14 protein-coding genes and 1 pseudogene are annotated in these 14950 nt (G+C 64.8%); 9 read left to right on the top strand and 6 right to left on the bottom strand.

The annotated features are described in order from the left end of the window. Nucleotides 1-287 precede the first annotated feature (287 nt). On the bottom strand, nucleotides 288-1529 hold the full coding sequence (locus HDG32_RS24565) for a phospholipase A (protein ID WP_184071386.1): 1242 nt from the start codon (nucleotides 1527-1529) through the stop codon (nucleotides 288-290). Between the two features lie 788 nt (nucleotides 1530-2317). Beyond that, the gene (locus HDG32_RS24560) at nucleotides 2318-4321 is read right to left on the bottom strand and encodes a bifunctional DedA family/phosphatase PAP2 family protein (RefSeq protein ID WP_184071384.1); all 2004 of its coding nucleotides are present in this window, start codon (nucleotides 4319-4321) and stop codon (nucleotides 2318-2320) included. Between the two features lie 151 nt (nucleotides 4322-4472). On the opposite strand from HDG32_RS24560, the gene HDG32_RS24555 reads away from it, so the two are divergent. Continuing rightward, on the top strand, nucleotides 4473-4865 hold the full coding sequence (locus HDG32_RS24555; RefSeq protein ID WP_184071382.1) for a hypothetical protein: 393 nt from the start codon (nucleotides 4473-4475) through the stop codon (nucleotides 4863-4865). A 47-nt stretch (nucleotides 4866-4912) separates the two neighbouring features. Then, nucleotides 4913-5389 (top strand): OsmC family protein, encoded by a 477-nt coding sequence (locus tag HDG32_RS24550; protein ID WP_184071380.1) that lies wholly within the window; start codon nucleotides 4913-4915, stop codon nucleotides 5387-5389. A 70-nt stretch (nucleotides 5390-5459) separates the two neighbouring features. On the opposite strand, the gene HDG32_RS24545 is transcribed toward HDG32_RS24550, so the two are convergent. After that, nucleotides 5460-5693 carry a hypothetical protein gene (locus tag HDG32_RS24545; RefSeq protein WP_013091435.1) on the bottom strand — a complete coding sequence of 78 codons (234 nt, stop codon included), beginning with the start codon at nucleotides 5691-5693 and terminating at the stop codon, nucleotides 5460-5462. A gap of 87 nt (nucleotides 5694-5780) precedes the next feature. Beyond that, nucleotides 5781-6251 (bottom strand): Lrp/AsnC family transcriptional regulator, encoded by a 471-nt coding sequence (locus HDG32_RS24540; RefSeq protein WP_184071377.1) that lies wholly within the window; start codon nucleotides 6249-6251, stop codon nucleotides 5781-5783. A 154-nt stretch (nucleotides 6252-6405) separates the two neighbouring features. Here HDG32_RS24540 and HDG32_RS24535 point away from each other — a divergent pair, with 154 nt between their 5' ends. Together HDG32_RS24535 and HDG32_RS24530 are read left to right on the top strand one after the other, a co-directional pair. Continuing rightward, nucleotides 6406-7086, top strand: a complete 681-nt coding sequence (locus HDG32_RS24535) for a LysE family translocator (protein WP_184071375.1) — start codon at nucleotides 6406-6408, stop codon at nucleotides 7084-7086. A 145-nt stretch (nucleotides 7087-7231) separates the two neighbouring features. Continuing rightward, nucleotides 7232-7420 (top strand): annotated as a pseudogene (locus HDG32_RS24530) (hypothetical protein). A 35-nt stretch (nucleotides 7421-7455) separates the two neighbouring features. Here HDG32_RS24530 and HDG32_RS24525 read toward each other — a convergent pair. After that, nucleotides 7456-7968 (bottom strand): DUF1993 family protein, encoded by a 513-nt coding sequence (locus HDG32_RS24525; RefSeq protein WP_184071373.1) that lies wholly within the window; start codon nucleotides 7966-7968, stop codon nucleotides 7456-7458. Between the two features lie 311 nt (nucleotides 7969-8279). On the opposite strand from HDG32_RS24525, the gene HDG32_RS24520 reads away from it, so the two are divergent. The 5 genes from HDG32_RS24520 (at nucleotide 8280) to HDG32_RS24500 (ending at nucleotide 13565) form a co-directional block, all read left to right on the top strand. Then, a complete protein-coding gene (locus HDG32_RS24520; RefSeq protein WP_184071371.1) occupies nucleotides 8280-9839 on the top strand; it encodes a protease pro-enzyme activation domain-containing protein in 1560 nt (519 codons plus the stop codon). 80 nt (nucleotides 9840-9919) lie between these two features. Beyond that, nucleotides 9920-11584: a S10 family peptidase gene (locus HDG32_RS24515; protein ID WP_184071369.1), complete on the top strand. Its 1665-nt coding sequence runs from the start codon at nucleotides 9920-9922 to the stop codon at nucleotides 11582-11584. Nucleotides 11585-11767: 183 nt separating this feature from the next. Then, nucleotides 11768-12442, top strand: a complete 675-nt coding sequence (locus HDG32_RS24510; protein WP_184068094.1) for a hypothetical protein — start codon at nucleotides 11768-11770, stop codon at nucleotides 12440-12442. A 78-nt stretch (nucleotides 12443-12520) separates the two neighbouring features. Then, on the top strand, nucleotides 12521-12871 hold the full coding sequence (locus HDG32_RS24505) for a hypothetical protein (RefSeq protein WP_184071367.1): 351 nt from the start codon (nucleotides 12521-12523) through the stop codon (nucleotides 12869-12871). 427 nt (nucleotides 12872-13298) lie between these two features. Continuing rightward, a complete protein-coding gene (locus tag HDG32_RS24500) occupies nucleotides 13299-13565 on the top strand; it encodes an RNA-binding protein (protein ID WP_184036671.1) in 267 nt (88 codons plus the stop codon). 111 nt (nucleotides 13566-13676) lie between these two features. On the opposite strand, the gene nadE is transcribed toward HDG32_RS24500, so the two are convergent. After that, nucleotides 13677-14537, bottom strand: coding sequence for an ammonia-dependent NAD(+) synthetase (nadE, locus tag HDG32_RS24495; protein ID WP_184071365.1), 861 nt, complete (start codon nucleotides 14535-14537; stop codon nucleotides 13677-13679). Between the last annotated feature and the right edge of the window lie 413 nt (nucleotides 14538-14950).

Here is a 14950-nt window from a genome sequence, read left to right as displayed (position 1 = left end):
GTGGTTTTGATTAGACGCTGGAAAAGTCAGCGTGCGGCGTGGCCAGCCGGTTGGACCGGCGACCCTTCAACTCTAGAGAAATCCACACCGATATGCCCGTCTGTTCGTGCACACAGCATTCACGAGCGGTCCATGACGGGTTGCCCGCCGGGTGGGGGGCGGCTTTGGGCAAACTTCTGAAAGGATTACGGCAGAACTTTCGATGTATTACCGCGCGTCGTGGGCCGTCATCGAATGGAAAAGGGCCGCTCGGCGGCCCTTTGCTTGCATGCCAGGCGAATTCCGGATTAGCGTGTGATGCTATAGCCGATTCGCGCAATCCAGCGATGCTGGTTGTAGTCGAGAATGTCCTCGCCATAACCGCTGAAGAAGCCGAGCCACAGATAACCGCCCCAGCGGCTATTGATCAGCTTCGCCAATGGATAGGTGAACTGCGTATCGACGCTGCCTTTGCCGCCTTGCGTTCCTTTGCGCAGCGTCGTGTCCAATTGCGCGCCGTCGGGGCTGCCGTAGATGAACCGCAGGTCCACATAGCCGCGGTAGTCGGCGATGTCATGGTTCTCGCCGGCGATGTGCGTATAGTAATAAATCTTCGGCTGGATGGTCAGATGGTAGCTGTGGATGTCGCCGAAATCCCAGATCGGCTTGAGGAACACATAGTCGACGCCGCGCGATTCCGGACCGTCGCGTCCATTCGATTCGTGTTCGTAGCCGGCCATCACGCCCATTCTGCTCCACCACGTGCTCTTCCAGCCGGTGTCTTCGAGGTAATAAAAGAGTGCCGGCATATAGCTGGTGTCGCGGAACGGCGCCGAGTACTTCTTGAGATCCCACAGCGAGGTTTGCGTATAGGCGAAGTACAGGTTGTCCGCGAAACCGCGCGAGCGCGGGTCGTCCGGAACGACGAGGCGGAACTTGAAGCTGAGCTGGAATTTCGCGAGGGACTCGCTACCGCCGCCATCGGCGAAATACATCGGTTCGAAGGCGGAGAAGCGGCTCAGGAAAGTGTTGATTTGCGGCACGGGCGCATCCGGTCGTGATGGCGCGGGCGACGACGCGATCAGGCTCGTCGACGACGGTGCGCCGCTCGCGGTGCCCGCCGCCGTTGCTCCATTGGCGCTCCCGGCCGACGCGAGCGCCGCGTCCTTGCCGGAGCGCGGCGGACGCGTCAGCAGCACGTACGATGGCGACACGTCGAGATCCGGCACGTCGATCTGCATCGCGCCGCGCGCCCATTCGGGCCACGTGCCGGTATAGCGCACTGCCTTCAGTTCGCCGGCGGCGAGCTTCAGATGCTCGGGTGCGCCGCTTTCGCGCGTGAGCGCGAGCCGATGCGGTACCACGTCGGTATTGCTGATCGCGATATTCAATTGCGCCGGCACGTCGACTTCGGTGCCATCGGGTTGATCGCCGGCATAGACGATCGTCACTTCGAGTGGACTGCTCGATAGCGCTTCGCGCGGCGGACGCAATACGGAAACGCCGGCGACGCTATACGCGGAGTAACTGCCGAGCACCAGCGCAGTCATGCAAAGCGATAACCGGGGGAGAAGCCTGGAAAGCGAGCTGGAAACCGAGCCGGAAAGCGGACTCGAAGATAATCGGGAAACACGCGAGCGGTGGCTGCGAACGGCGGACTGGCGGTTTTTCTTCACGCGAGACATCGATCGATTCCGCACACGAAGCTCCTGGTGGTCTACGAGTTCAGGTCGCAAAGAGACGATAGCGTTAATGCGTGCAATTGGGTAGAAAATCGCGGCCGCCGTGTTTCATTGCGGAAATGGCGACGCATGCCGGTTCCCGCTATCTGGCATTCTGCTCATTCTGCCAGTGCGATTACGGATTGCGTGAGTGGAAAAATGAATTAGGAGCGCTATCGGTGCAAATAGCGGGGGGAAGTGGGGATAATGCCGGTGTGTCGTTGCATTTGCACAACGAAGGCTTAAATGTCAAATCGATTGTCATTCGCGATCGGGTGTATCCCCGCGTTCGCCTCAGTCATTTCCGTTATGGCAATTGCGCGTCAATTGGCGATTCGCTTTCGTGACAATTCGTTGCGCGGCCAATGCGGCGACTGAATGCTTTCTTCAATAGGCGAATTTCCGGTATTGCTCCGGCGCGCTTGCATTGTCGAGTTCGCTCACGCGCGGCATATGGCGCAGCAGGCGTTTCGCCCGTGGCGCCAATTGCTGATAGACGGCGCCGGGTACGTCGATGTGGACTTCCGAAGCGGCCCACGGTTGTCTCCTTTATCGAATCGTCGAGTTGGGGATGCCTGAGATACCTGAAGTTGCCTGGATGTGCCTGGAGGTGCAGCTCATTGCCTCGGCGAGACCAGCAGCGACACCGGCACGCCGTGACAATCGACCTCCGCGAGAACCGTCGCGCCGAGCTCGGCGCCCGACCTGGTGGGCGAGTCGAACGGGCTCGCGCCGTGATCGATGCGCAGAATGTTCAGCGGCCAGGAGGGCCGCGTCAGCCGCTCGTGCGCGAACGCGCCGACCCAAAGCGGCGCCGCGGAGGTGCCGTTGTCGACCGCGTAGCCGCTCGGCCAGAAGCGAAGCACGTAGCGTTCCTCGCGCGAATTGCCCGGTCGCGTGAAGACCAGCGACGACGGCACGCCATTGTTCAGCTTCGGCAGCACCGGCAGCGACACCGCCGCGACGTCGGGCGAAGCGAGCGACAGCAGGCTGTGCGCGGACACGTCGGTGCCCTCGACCCAGCCCTGCGCGCGCAACTGCTCGCGTATCGAAGCGGGCTCGGAGACCCATTGCAGCGTCAGCGGCTCCTTGCGATCGCCGCCCATGTCGGAGCGAAAGCACGGCAGCCGCTTCCACCCGGAGAGCTTCCACTGCGTCTGCGTGAACTGCACGGGGGGTGGTTGCGGCGCGCCGTCCGGCGGCGTCGGCATTGCGACGCCGAGCTGCAGGCCGACACTGAGCGCTACGACCGCGAGCACCACAAGCGGCATGAAACGGCGCGGCGGCGGCGGCCGCGGATGCCGCCAGATCGCCGTCAGCGCAATCAGCGCGACCCACACACACGCGAGCGCCGCGCCGCCGATCGCGTCGGACACCCAGTAGCGGCCGAAGTAGACGCCCGCGAGCGCGACCACGATCACGACGATGATGCTGGCGGCGGCAACCAGCACGCCTCCGAGCTTGCCGATCCGGCGCGCGAGCAGAAACGCGAGAAAGCCGTAGATGATCACCGTCGCGGCGACGTGATTGCTCGGAAACACGAAGTGGCCACTCATGAGTTCGTTAGGCGGGGCGCGGCGCATCGCGAGTTGCAGGCCGAGAATCAGCAACTGCGAAAACACGACCGCCGCGAGCCAGTAGACGATCGTGCGCCAGCGCCGCTCCCACACCATCCACAGGGCAACCGTGACGACCAGCGCGAACAGTGTGATGCCGCTGCCGAGCGTCGCGAGCGCCGCGAGCACCGTGTCGCCCCACGGCGTGCGTATCGATTGCAGAAAGTGATAAACGGACAGGTCGATGGTCGTCAGCGGATCGCCGCTGACAACGTCGTCAAGGACCCCGAAGAAAAGCGCGCCGGCCACCAGCACGATCAGCGACGCCGCGAGCAGGTGGGTCGCATCGGGCGTGTCGGGGTCGAGCATGCGGCGCGCGATACGGCCGAGCGGACCCGGATGGCGGCATGCCCAGCTGCCGAGATGACGGCCTGCCGCGCTCGACCACGCATTCGCGTGCGACACCAGAAACCCCGCGCCGCGAAAGCTGAGCCACACGATGCACGCCAGCATCGCGATGATCACGACGAGCCGGAACGACACCGCCCCCGCGAGCAGCACCGACGCGCCGAACACGACGCCGGGCAGGATGTGCGCGGGCGCCCACAGCAGCGCGGAGAGCACGTTGATTGAGAGGAAGCGCAGCGGCCGCATGCCCATCATGCCCGCGACGACCGGCACGATCGCCCGCAGTGGGCCGATGAAGCGGGCGAGCACGACGCTCTTCGCGCCATGCTTCAGAAAGAAGCGCTGGCCCGCGTCGAGTACGCCGGGGTGTGCGCGGAACGGCCACAGCGTGACGATGCGCTCCCTGTAGCGATCGCCGAGCCAGAAGCTGGCGCCGTCGCCGGCGACCGCGCCGACGATCGCCCACACGAGGACCCAGGCAAGGCTCAGCGAGCCGGTGCCCGTCAGCGCGCCGGCGAGGAACATCGCGGTGCTGCCGGGGACGAAGGTGCCGATGACCGCGATCGCTTCGAAAAAAGCGGCGAGGAAAACGACCGCGAGCATCCACGTCGAGTGGCCGGCGAGCAGATGCAAAAGGTGGATGTAGGCGTGCTCCATCGTGCGCGATCGGCCGTTCGGGCGTAACGATCGATCATAACGCGCACGGACACGCCGTGGGCGCGGGCGGGAGCGGCGCCGCTGCATCGGTCGCGCGATCGGCTCAGAATAGATATCGTGCTCGGCGGATCGATGCGGTTGGAGGGTAGCTATGAAGACAGCAACAGGTGGGATCGTGTGGTCGGCGTTGCTTGCGGCGCTGTTGACGGTGGGGGCCGCTGCAACGGTAGAGGCCCAGCAACCGGGCAATCCTGGCGGCAGCCAAAACGGCACTCATGCGGGCACGAACGCGGGCACCAGCGGGGGCAGCGGGGGCAGCGGCAATGCGGCTGTCGGCGGCGCGATGGGCATCGGTACCGGCGTCAGTCCGAGTGCCATTCCGGGGCCCGGCATGTCGGCGGGCAGCTCGTATGGGCTCGGCTCGGGTGGCGCGACCGGCTCGGGCGCCGCGCTCAACAACATGCGCGCGAACGGCACGGCGCTCTATATGAATCCCGACCCACGCGCGCCGAACGTGACCGGCCGCGCGGCGCCGCCGCGCTAGTGTGGCGCGGATAGAATGCAGGTCCGATCCGACCAAAGGGGAAGCGAATGGCGCACGGCGAGCACAAGTACCACGTATCGGTGAAATGGACCGGCAACCGCGGCAGCGGCACCTCCGGCTACCGCGACTACGACCGCGATCACGTGATTTCTTCCGGCGGCAAGCCCGACATTCCGGGCTCGTCGGATCCGGCGTTTCTCGGCGACGCGACGCGCTGGAATCCCGAGGACCTGCTGGTCGCGTCGGCGAGCGGGTGTCACAAGCTGTGGTATCTGCATCTGTGCTCGGAGGCGGGCATCGTCGTGCTCGACTATCGCGACGACGCCGAAGGCACGATGCTCGATACCGCGCAGGAAGGCCGCTTTTCGCAGATCGTGCTGCACCCGCGCGTGACGATCCGCGCGAGCGGCGATGTCGAACTGGCCACGCATCTGCATCACGTCGCGCATCAGAAGTGCTACGTCGCGAACTCCGTCAATTTTCCGATTCTCTGCGAGCCGGTGGTGGAGACGGACGCGCGTTAACGCGTATGCGGCGGCGCGAAGCGTGCGAGCCGGCTGGCGAGCGGGGCGCCGGCCAGACGCTCGCTAGCGCTCAACGATTGCCGTCGAGCAGATCGCCGAGCAGTTCGTCGAACGCGGCTTGTGCGTCTTCGAGTTCCTGCAGCGCGGCGTCGAAAGTCTGCAACGCAAATTGCGAGGGTTTGCCGCTGCCTGCCGGCGGGAATTGCGATTGCAGCGACGCGAACGCGGTCTGCACCCGCTTGGTGGCGGTCAACACGCGTTCCATTGCGGCGGTTTCTTCGGCTCGCGCCTTGTCGTGATCCATGAGAACTCCGGGGTCGTCGGGTTGCGTCGGAACGGCTCGTGCCGCTTCAAAAGGGGACTAACGGGGGGGACTATGCCACGTTCGGGCTCACGACAGCGGCAGACCGCCAAACGCTTTCACTTCGCGCAACGATAACGCCGATTCCACCGACGTCACGCCCGGCAGGCCGCGCAGTTCGTCGCGCATGAACGTGCCGTAGTCGTCGAGGTCGCGCGCGACGATCTGCAGGATGTAGTCCGCGCTGCCCGACACGTTGTGGCACGACAGGATCCGCGGGATCGCCTGCACCTCGCGCTCGAAGCGCGTGGCCACCACGCGGTCGTGCACCGCGAAGCGCACGAGCACGAACGCGATCACGCCCAGACCGAGCCCGGCGCGCGACAGCACCGCGCGGTAGCAGTCGATGTAACCATCGTTCTCCAGACGTTTCAGACGCCGCGCGCAAGGCGTCTCGCTGAGGCCGACCATCTCGGCGAGACGCGCATTCGACATGCGGCCGTCGTTTTGCAGCGCGGCGAGAATCGCGCGATCGGTTTTGTCGAGATCGTCCGTGGACATGGTTGGGAGGGGGGCTGCAGGGTGGTGGAAGGCGTCGCCAGATGTTGAAATATTAGCGCATTCCGCTATTTTTTGAGTGCAGAGGACTGAAAGTCGCCAGCAAACGCTCCGCATCCGATAGCAACATGGAGCCTCGAACAACAAGGAGGCTCCGATGAATTCCGCTCACCTGCTGGCCGTCTACGTGGCGGCATTGATTGTCGTTTATGCGATGCCTGGGCCGGACATGGCGCTGATCCTGCAAACCAGCATCGCGCGCGGCGTGCGCAGCGGCTTCGCGGCCGCGGCGGGGCTCGGCGTATCGCGCGCGACGCACGTGACGCTGTCGGCGTGCGGCATGGCGGCGCTGCTGCGCAACGCGCCGTGGCTGTACGACGCGGTGCGCTATGCCGGCGCCGTCTATCTCGCGTGGGTGGGGATTCAAATCTTCCGCTCGCCCGGGTTCGCATTGCCGGCCGGGTCGCGCGACAGGCAAGCGGCCGGCGCGCCGCGAGTGGAATCCACTGCTTCGAGCGATGCGGGCAATGCGGTGCGGCCCTTGCGGACCGCGTTCGTCAAAGGTCTGCTGACGAACCTGCTCAACCCGAAGGCGCTACTGTTCTGCTCGGTGCTGTTGCCGCAATTCGTGCGGCCGGAAGCGGGGCCGGTAGCGTGGCAGATGATCGAGCTTGGTGTCGTGCTGCTCGTGATCGGCGCATGCTTCGACGCGTTGTATGCGATCGGCGCTGCGCGCATCGCCAACTGGATGCGCGTCCATCCTTTGGCGCAGACCGTACAACGGTGGACCTTCTCGGCTGCGTTGATCGGCTTCGCGCTGCGGCTTTCGCTGGATTGAAACTCGGAGCTGGCTTTTGCATTCGTCGCGCGTGCGCATACAGCCGATGCAAAGGCCGCGGTGCCAGGTGATTGTGTTAATAAAGCCGATAGCGCAGCCGGCCGCGCGCACGCGCGGCGACACAACCACCTTCTCACGCTCATCGATGCAAACCTTCCTGCTGTATGTCGTGACCGCTGTCGCCGAGATTCCCGGCTGTTACCTGCCGTGGCGCTGGCTTGCGTGGCTGTGGGTCGTGGACGAGGTGCGGCCCACGCTGTGAGACGCGGCAGGCGTCGCGCTGACGCTGGCCGGCATGGCGGTGATCGCATTCCAGCCGCGCCTGCACACGTGAGGGCGGCCGCGCGATCGACGACCCGCCTGCTCCGTTTACTGCGGCATCCCGCCCAGATAGTCGAGCTTACCGAGCTCGACACCGTTATGACGCAGGATGTCATACGCGGTCGTCACGTGGAAATAGAAGTTCGGCAGCACGAAACCGAACAGATATGACGCTCCGGTGAACTCGATCGGACCCGTCCGCATTTTCAGCGTGATGGTGCGGCTTTCCGAACCGTCGATCTGCGCCGCGTTGAATTCCTTCAGGTAATCGATCGTTTTCTGGATACGGGCCTGCAGTTCATCGAAAGTCTGCTCGACGTCGTCGAACTTCGGCGGCTCGACGCCGGCGAGGCGCGCCGCGCAACCCTTCGCGGTATCGCTCGCGATATACACCTGGCGCATGAACGGCAGCATGTCCGGCGCGAGCCGGGCATTCGTGAACACCGACGGTTCGATCTGCTTTGCGGCCGCGTGCGCTCCGGCCTTGCCCAGGATGGCCTGCAGGTTCGTGAGGCCGCGAATCAGCACAGGCAGTGATGCTTGATACATCGAAATTGACATGGGTTCCTCTGATTTCTCGATCGTGCGCGCAGGCGGCGCGCGCGGCAATGAAACGGCGGGAATGCCGCTTCAGCATCATAGCGTGTCGCATCCACGCCGCGCATTAGACCCTGGCCATGCGGACGACTGTCGCGCTGGCCGGAACTGTGTTCGAATGCTTTGGTCGGACGCGTGGACGAAGTTCTTGAACAACCCCTGCCGCGTATCGCCACGATGCGCTTCATGCAGGCGCGTGGTGTGCCTGGCCGCCGCCGGGCCGCGCGGTCGTCCATGACCGCGTGCGAAGCCACGCTAACAGGAGAGTCGATACCATGGTCACCAAGCATCCATTGCCGGGCAGCGAGCGAAAGGTCGCGCAGGGCACGACGGTCATCGGGCAATGCGATCCCGCCGAGCGGATCGAGGTCTTCGTGATGCTGCGCCGCCAGCAGCAGGCGCAGTTCGACGCCTTGATGAAACGCATCGAAGCCGGCGACGCGAGCGTGAAGCCGCTGTCGCGCGAGGCGCTCGCCCAGGACTACGGCGCCGCGCCCGATGACATCGCGAAGGTCCGCGCGTTCGCGGCCGCGCATGGGCTCACCGTCGCGCGCGAGGATCCGGCGGCGCGCTCGGTGCTGCTGAGCGGCACGATCGCGCAATTCCAGAGCGCGTTCGAGGTCAAGCTCGAGCTCTACCGGCATCACGCGGCCGGCCAGTTCCGTGGCCGCACCGGCACGATCAGCGTGCCGGACGATCTGCATGGCGTCGTGGAGGCGGTGCTCGGACTCGACAACCGGCCGCAGGCGCGTCCGCACTTTCGCATCCGGCCGACGTTCGTGCCGGCGCGCGCCGGGCAGACGTCGTACTCGCCGCCGCAGCTCGCCTCGCTCTACCAGTTTCCGCAAGGCGACGGCGGCGGTCAGTGCGTCGGCATCATCGAGCTCGGCGGCGGCTACAACACGTCGGACCTCAAGACCTATTTCTCGAGCCTCGGTGTAAGCGAGCCGACCGTGACCCCGGTCGGCGTCGATCAGGCTGGCAACAAGCCGAGCGGCGATCCGAACGGGCCGGACGGCGAGGTCACGCTCGACATCGAGATCGTCGGCGCAATCGTGCCGGGCGCGGCCATCGCCGTGTACTTCACGCAGAACAGCGACGCCGGCTTCATCGACGCGGTGAGCCGCGCGGTGCACGACACAACTAACAAGCCGTCGGTGATCTCGATCAGTTGGGGGGCGCCGGAATCAGTGTGGACCAGCCAGTCGATGCAGGCGCTCAACAGCGTACTGCAATCGGCGGCGGCGCTCGGCGTGACCATCTGCGCGGCCTCGGGCGACAGCGGGTCGAGCGACGGCTCGGGCGGCGACGACGCGGTCGACTTCCCGGCGTCGAGCCCGTACGTGCTCGCCTGCGGCGGCACGCACCTGAGCTCGTCCGGTTCGGCGATCACGCGCGAGGTCGTGTGGAACGACGGCGAGCAGGGCGGGGCCAGCGGCGGCGGCGTGAGCAGCGCGTTTCCGGTGCCGGCGTGGCAGCAGGGTTTGTCGGCCACGGCGACGGGCGGCGGCAGCCAGCCGCTCGGCGGGCGCGGCGTGCCGGATGTCGCGGGCGATGCCTCGCCGTTGACCGGCTACGACGTGCTGGTCGACGGAATGCAAACGGTGGTGGGGGGCACCAGCGCGGTCGCGCCGCTGTGGGCGGCGCTGATCGCGCGCATCAACGCGGCGAAGGGACAGCCGGCCGGCTTCGTCAACGCTAAGCTGTACAAGGCGCCGGGCGTCTGCAACGACATCACGCAGGGCAACAACGGCAGCTTCGCGGCGTCGAAGGGGTGGGATGCCTGCACGGGACTGGGCAGCCCCAATGGCGGGAAGGTGGCGGGCGCACTATAGTCTGCAACACAGCGCATAACACAACAACGAGACGTAAGAACGAGGACGCATGGCAAGTAAAACGAACCCTTGGAGCGATCATGACGAATACAGAATCAGCTTCCGGTAGCCAGCATTCGCCGCACAACACGCATGCCACCGCCTCGGCAGGCGCGTCCACCGCCACGAGCGCGCCGCACAAGGCCGGCGACCAGCCGCTCTTCGACCCGGTCGCCTATGGCAACGGCCCGGACGATTCGGTTACCGATACAGTCGAGACGGCCGCGATCACGCATCATTCGGTGACGATCGGCGGCCACAAGATCGACTACACGGCGACCGCGGGCCATCTGGTGATCGTCGATCCGAGCAGCTCGCAATCGTCGGCGAGGATGTTCTACGTCGCGTTCACGCAGGACAATCAGAAGGAAGAAACGCGGCCGGTCACGTTTTTCTATAACGGCGGGCCGGGGTCGTCGTCGGTATTCGTGCTGCTCGGCTCGTTCGCGCCGCGCCGCATCAAGACGTCGATGCCGGGGTTCACGCCGCCTGCGCCTTATTCACTCGAAGACAATCCGGACAGTCTGCTCGACAAGAGCGACCTGGTGTTCATCAATCCGGTCGGCACCGGCTATTCGGCGGCGATCGCGCCGAAGAAGAATCGCGACTTCTGGGGCGTCGATCAGGACGCGGATTCGATCAAGCAGTTCATCAAGCGTTTCCTGACGAAGAACAACCGCTGGAATTCGCCGAAGTATCTATTCGGCGAGTCCTACGGCACGGCGCGTAGCTGCGTGCTCGCGTACCGGCTGCACGAGGATGGGGTCGATCTGAACGGCATTACGCTGCAATCGTCGATTCTCGATTACACGCAATCGGGCAATCCGGTCGGCGCGCTGCCCACAGCGGCCGCTGACGCGTGGTATCACAAGAAGCTCGGCGTCGCGCCGCGGCCGACCGATCTCGGCGCGTTCGCCGAGGAGGTCGCGCAGTTCGCGCGCACCGACTACCTGGCCGCGCTGCGCAAGTTCCCGACCACAGATTCCGCGACCACCGAAAAGCTCAGCGAATACACCGGCATCGACAAAACGACGCTGCTCGCGTGGAGCCTCGACATCGCGGGCTACGACAGCCGCGGCAATTCGCTGTTCCTGACCACGTTGCTGAAGTCGCAAGGCCTCGCGCTCGGCGCCTACGACGGCCGCGTAACGGCGATCGACACCGGCATCGCGGGCAAGATCGACCCGAACTCCGGCGGCAACGATCCGACGATGACCGCGGTCACCGGCGTCTACACGACGATGTGGAACGTCTATCTGAACGAGCAGTTGAAGTACACGTCGAACTCGTCGTTCACCGACCTCAACGATCAGGCGTTCAAGTACTGGGATTTCAGCCATATCGATCCAACCGGCGCGCAGAAGGGTCTCGACTCGACAGGCAACATCATTCTGTACACGGCCGGCGACCTTGCCGCCGTGATGGCGCTCAATCCCGACCTCAAGGTGCTGTCGGCGAATGGCTTTTTCGATTTCGTCACGCCGTTCTATCAGACCGTGCTCGATCTGCAGCAGATGCCGCTGGTCAGTCAGCAGGTGCGGCAGAACCTGTCGGCACGGTTCTATCCATCGGGGCATATGGTGTATCTCGATGGCGGTTCGCGCACCGCGCTGAAAGCCGACCTCGCAAAGATGTACGAAGAGACGGTGTCGAACGCGCAGGCGCTCGGGCGGATCCGCGCGTTGCAGGCGCGGGTGGCGAAGTAGAGGCGGCGGGGCGCCCCACTCATCGCGACGTCGCGCTGGGTTGGTCTGCGCTGGCTCGCGGCGGCTGCCGCGAGCCAGCAAACGCCGCGCCCTCATGTCCGGCTTTTGTACTCATCCATAGTGAATGTGTTTTAATTGCCTTGCGAATTGAACTACCGCGTGCCGCCGCCGGCGCGCCGACGAATGAACGCAGGCATCGCAGACACCCATCGGCGCGGTCTTTCCCGCGACACGACCAGCAGCAATGACGCGGCCAACGCGCCGCGGCTCGGACGCACGCGCGTCCTTCGTCCGCGCGTGCGCATCACGCACCGTGCGCTGCTCGTCACCGTTGGCGCACTGCTCGCGCTGCGCATCGGAGATGCCGCCGCGCAACCGAGCGCCGTGCTCGACGAACGCGTGACCCAGCAGTCGATCGGCCAGACGATTTGCCGCCCCGGTTATGCGGAAACCGTCGCGCCGCCGTTCGACGAACTGATGGCGCACAAGGATCGCATGCTTGCCGCACGCGGCATCGATGCGGATGACGTCGCCGCGTTCGCGCTCGACCGGCGTGTGCCGATCATGCTCGGCGGATCGCCCGATGCGCCGGCCAATCTCGATCTGTTGCCGTGGTCCGGCCCGCAGGGCGAGCGCCGCAAGGCACGCGCGGCGGCGCTGCTCAAGCGTTGCGTCTGCGAAGGCAAGCTGAGTCTCGCGCAGGCGCAAGCGGTGATCGTCGGCAACTGGTCGGCGGTGTATGCGGGCTTTGGCCAGGCGTCCTGCGACGTGAGCCGGCTCGAGTTCGCGACTCGCGACGACGATGGCGTCGACAGCGAAGACAGCCGACGCGGCGACGCGCATGCCCGCCAGCGTTGAGCGCGCCGCGCGTCCGCACGCTTGCGCATGCCTCGCGGAACCACGGTTCGCTACCCTCACTTTTTTCGGAGAAACACAATGACCCATTCCCGTCTCGCCGCCGTCGCGCTGACGATCGGCTGCCTGAGCGGCAGCACCGCCGCGGTTGCCGTCGCGCCCGCGCATTGCGCGCGCGCCAATGAGCTCGAGATTCGCGGCGACGTGCCCGCGGCGCTCAGCTTCGACGTGTATCGGCAACTGCGCCCGCTGGATGCGCAGCGAATCGCGCTGTTCGAGGCCGCTGGCGAAGTGAAGCGTCTGCCCGACGGCCTGCCGGTATGCCAGATCGCCGATGACGGCGTCGAGGATCCTTCCGCGGTGCTGGTCCGTCTGCCGCAGGGTAAGAATGCGTGGTGGGTGAGCGCGGCGAACGTGCAAGCGGCGGACTGATCGGCGCGATCAGTCCGCCTTTGCCCACGTCCCCCGCACGCTGCCTTCGACGAGAGGTCTGCGTGCCGGGCCGGGGCTGGTCAGGCATGCAAGGTGCCGAGGCAGCCGATGTTTCCCCAGGATTGGCGCGACCGATTCAGGTACAGTGCATCGACGGGGACGTTTCGCCATTGCCTACGACACTGCGTCACAGTGTGTTCGCTGTCGAAGCGGGCTATCCTGACAACACGATGCAATTCGCACAGGAGATTTGAACGATGGCCTTCTACTTGTCATGGCTCGCTATGGGGTTGGCCGGCGCGACCGGCGTCGTCGCACTTCGCGCACTCGGCGCGACTCAGACGAAGCAGCGTGCCGCGCTGCGAGCGGTGCGTATCGCAAGCGCTGACCGACGGACGGACCGCCTGGCGCGGCGAGGGTAGGCCGCATGAACCTGACCGTGCGCAATATCGCCGAATCGTGCAGCGAGCAGGACGTGCGGGAATTTCTGAAGCGCGAACTCGGCCGTTACGCGAAACACGTCGAGGTGGTGGACGCCGGCAAGCCCGGCGCATACGCGACGGTCGAACTCGACGCGAGCGTGCCGTATGTCGGCGACGTGATCGCGCGGCAGATTCACGGCAAGCAACTGGGTGGCCAGCCGCTCGAAGCGAGCGCCGATCTGTTCAGCGACGAACCGCCGCCCGAGCAGTAAGCGCCGCGGGTGGTGCAGTAAGCTCTATTGTTTTCGAAGGCGGTGGACAGGCGCGACGACGCGCGCATGTCCACCGCCTTTATTCGTTTGAGAGCGCCGTTCGCGGGCGCATCATTGCCCATCCGGCGACGCCGGCCAATCGAACGGCGTATACGGCAGCGCCCGCTTGTGACGCGTCGCGTTGTAAAACTGCAGGACCACGTCACGCACGGTATCGCTGACCGGCTTGCCTTCGAGAAAATCGTCGATCGCGTCGTATGGGATGCCATACGCGTCTTCGTCGGGACGAAGCGGCCGCAGCATCTCGAGGTCGGCGGTCGGCACCTTGTGCGCCAACGCGTCGGGCGCGCCGAGCGTATTCGCGACCGCACGCACGCGGCGCTTGCTGAGCCCGGCGAGCGGCAGCACGTCGGCGCCGCCGTCGCCGAACTTCGTGAAAAAGCCCATCACCGATTCGGCCGCGTGATCCGTTCCGATCACGACGCCCGAGCGCGCGCCGGCCACCGCGTATTGCGCGATCATCCGCTGGCGCGCCTTGATATTGCCGTGCACCAAATCCCGCTGGGATTCGTCCTTGAACGACACGCCGCTTTTATCGAGCGACTCGAGCATCGCATCGGCTGCGGGTTTGATATCGATAGTCAGATTTTCGTCGGCGCGAATGAAGCGTAATGCCTCGAGCGCATCCGCTTTATCGCGTTGTTCGCCGTAAGGCAGACGGACGGCGACGAAACTCGCGTCGTAATGGTTCGCCCGCAAACGCTCGACCGCGAGTTGCGCGAGACGCCCGGCCGTAGTCGAATCGACGCCGCCGCTAATGCCGAGCACATAAGTTCTCAGGTGGCTGTTGCGCAGATAGTTCGCCAGAAAATCGACCCGGCGCTCGATTTCGCGGCTTGCGTCGAATTCGGCGGCGACGTGCATTTCGGTCGCGATGCGGGCCTGGCGCGCGGCTGGATCGGATTGAGCCATGATCGTTGTTGTCCTCGCGAGAGAAAAAGCGATTGAAGTGGCTTGAAACAGATTGCAAGCAGGTTGAAAAACGGCGTGAGTATCGGCACGTGCCGCCGTCTTCGGTCTACCTTTCGTCGAACGAAATCGTATTTGTTTTTTGGGGTTTGATTTTCCGATGACCGATTTAATTGCGTATTAATTGCGTTTTCGCCGGCATGTCGATTGTCGAAAAATAGCCGATCATTTTTGAAGAGTTCGCAGGTTAGAAGGTATTTTCATCGACACGCCTCGCTTCGCTGAGTAACATCGGTCGTGCCGAACGCCGCAGGGACCCGGCGTGCGATCAATAATAATCATGTTTGCTCCAAGACGCGATGAGATACCCAGATCGGCCTGGCCAGCCTGGATTGAACCGCCTGAGGATTTGCGCG

It is taken from the genome of Paraburkholderia sp. CI2, from assembly GCF_014201055.1.
In the GTDB taxonomy this organism is placed as follows: domain Bacteria; phylum Pseudomonadota; class Gammaproteobacteria; order Burkholderiales; family Burkholderiaceae; genus Paraburkholderia; species Paraburkholderia tuberum.
Note: the sequence above shows the minus strand (reverse complement) of the source record. Positions and strands in the feature narration are given on the sequence as shown.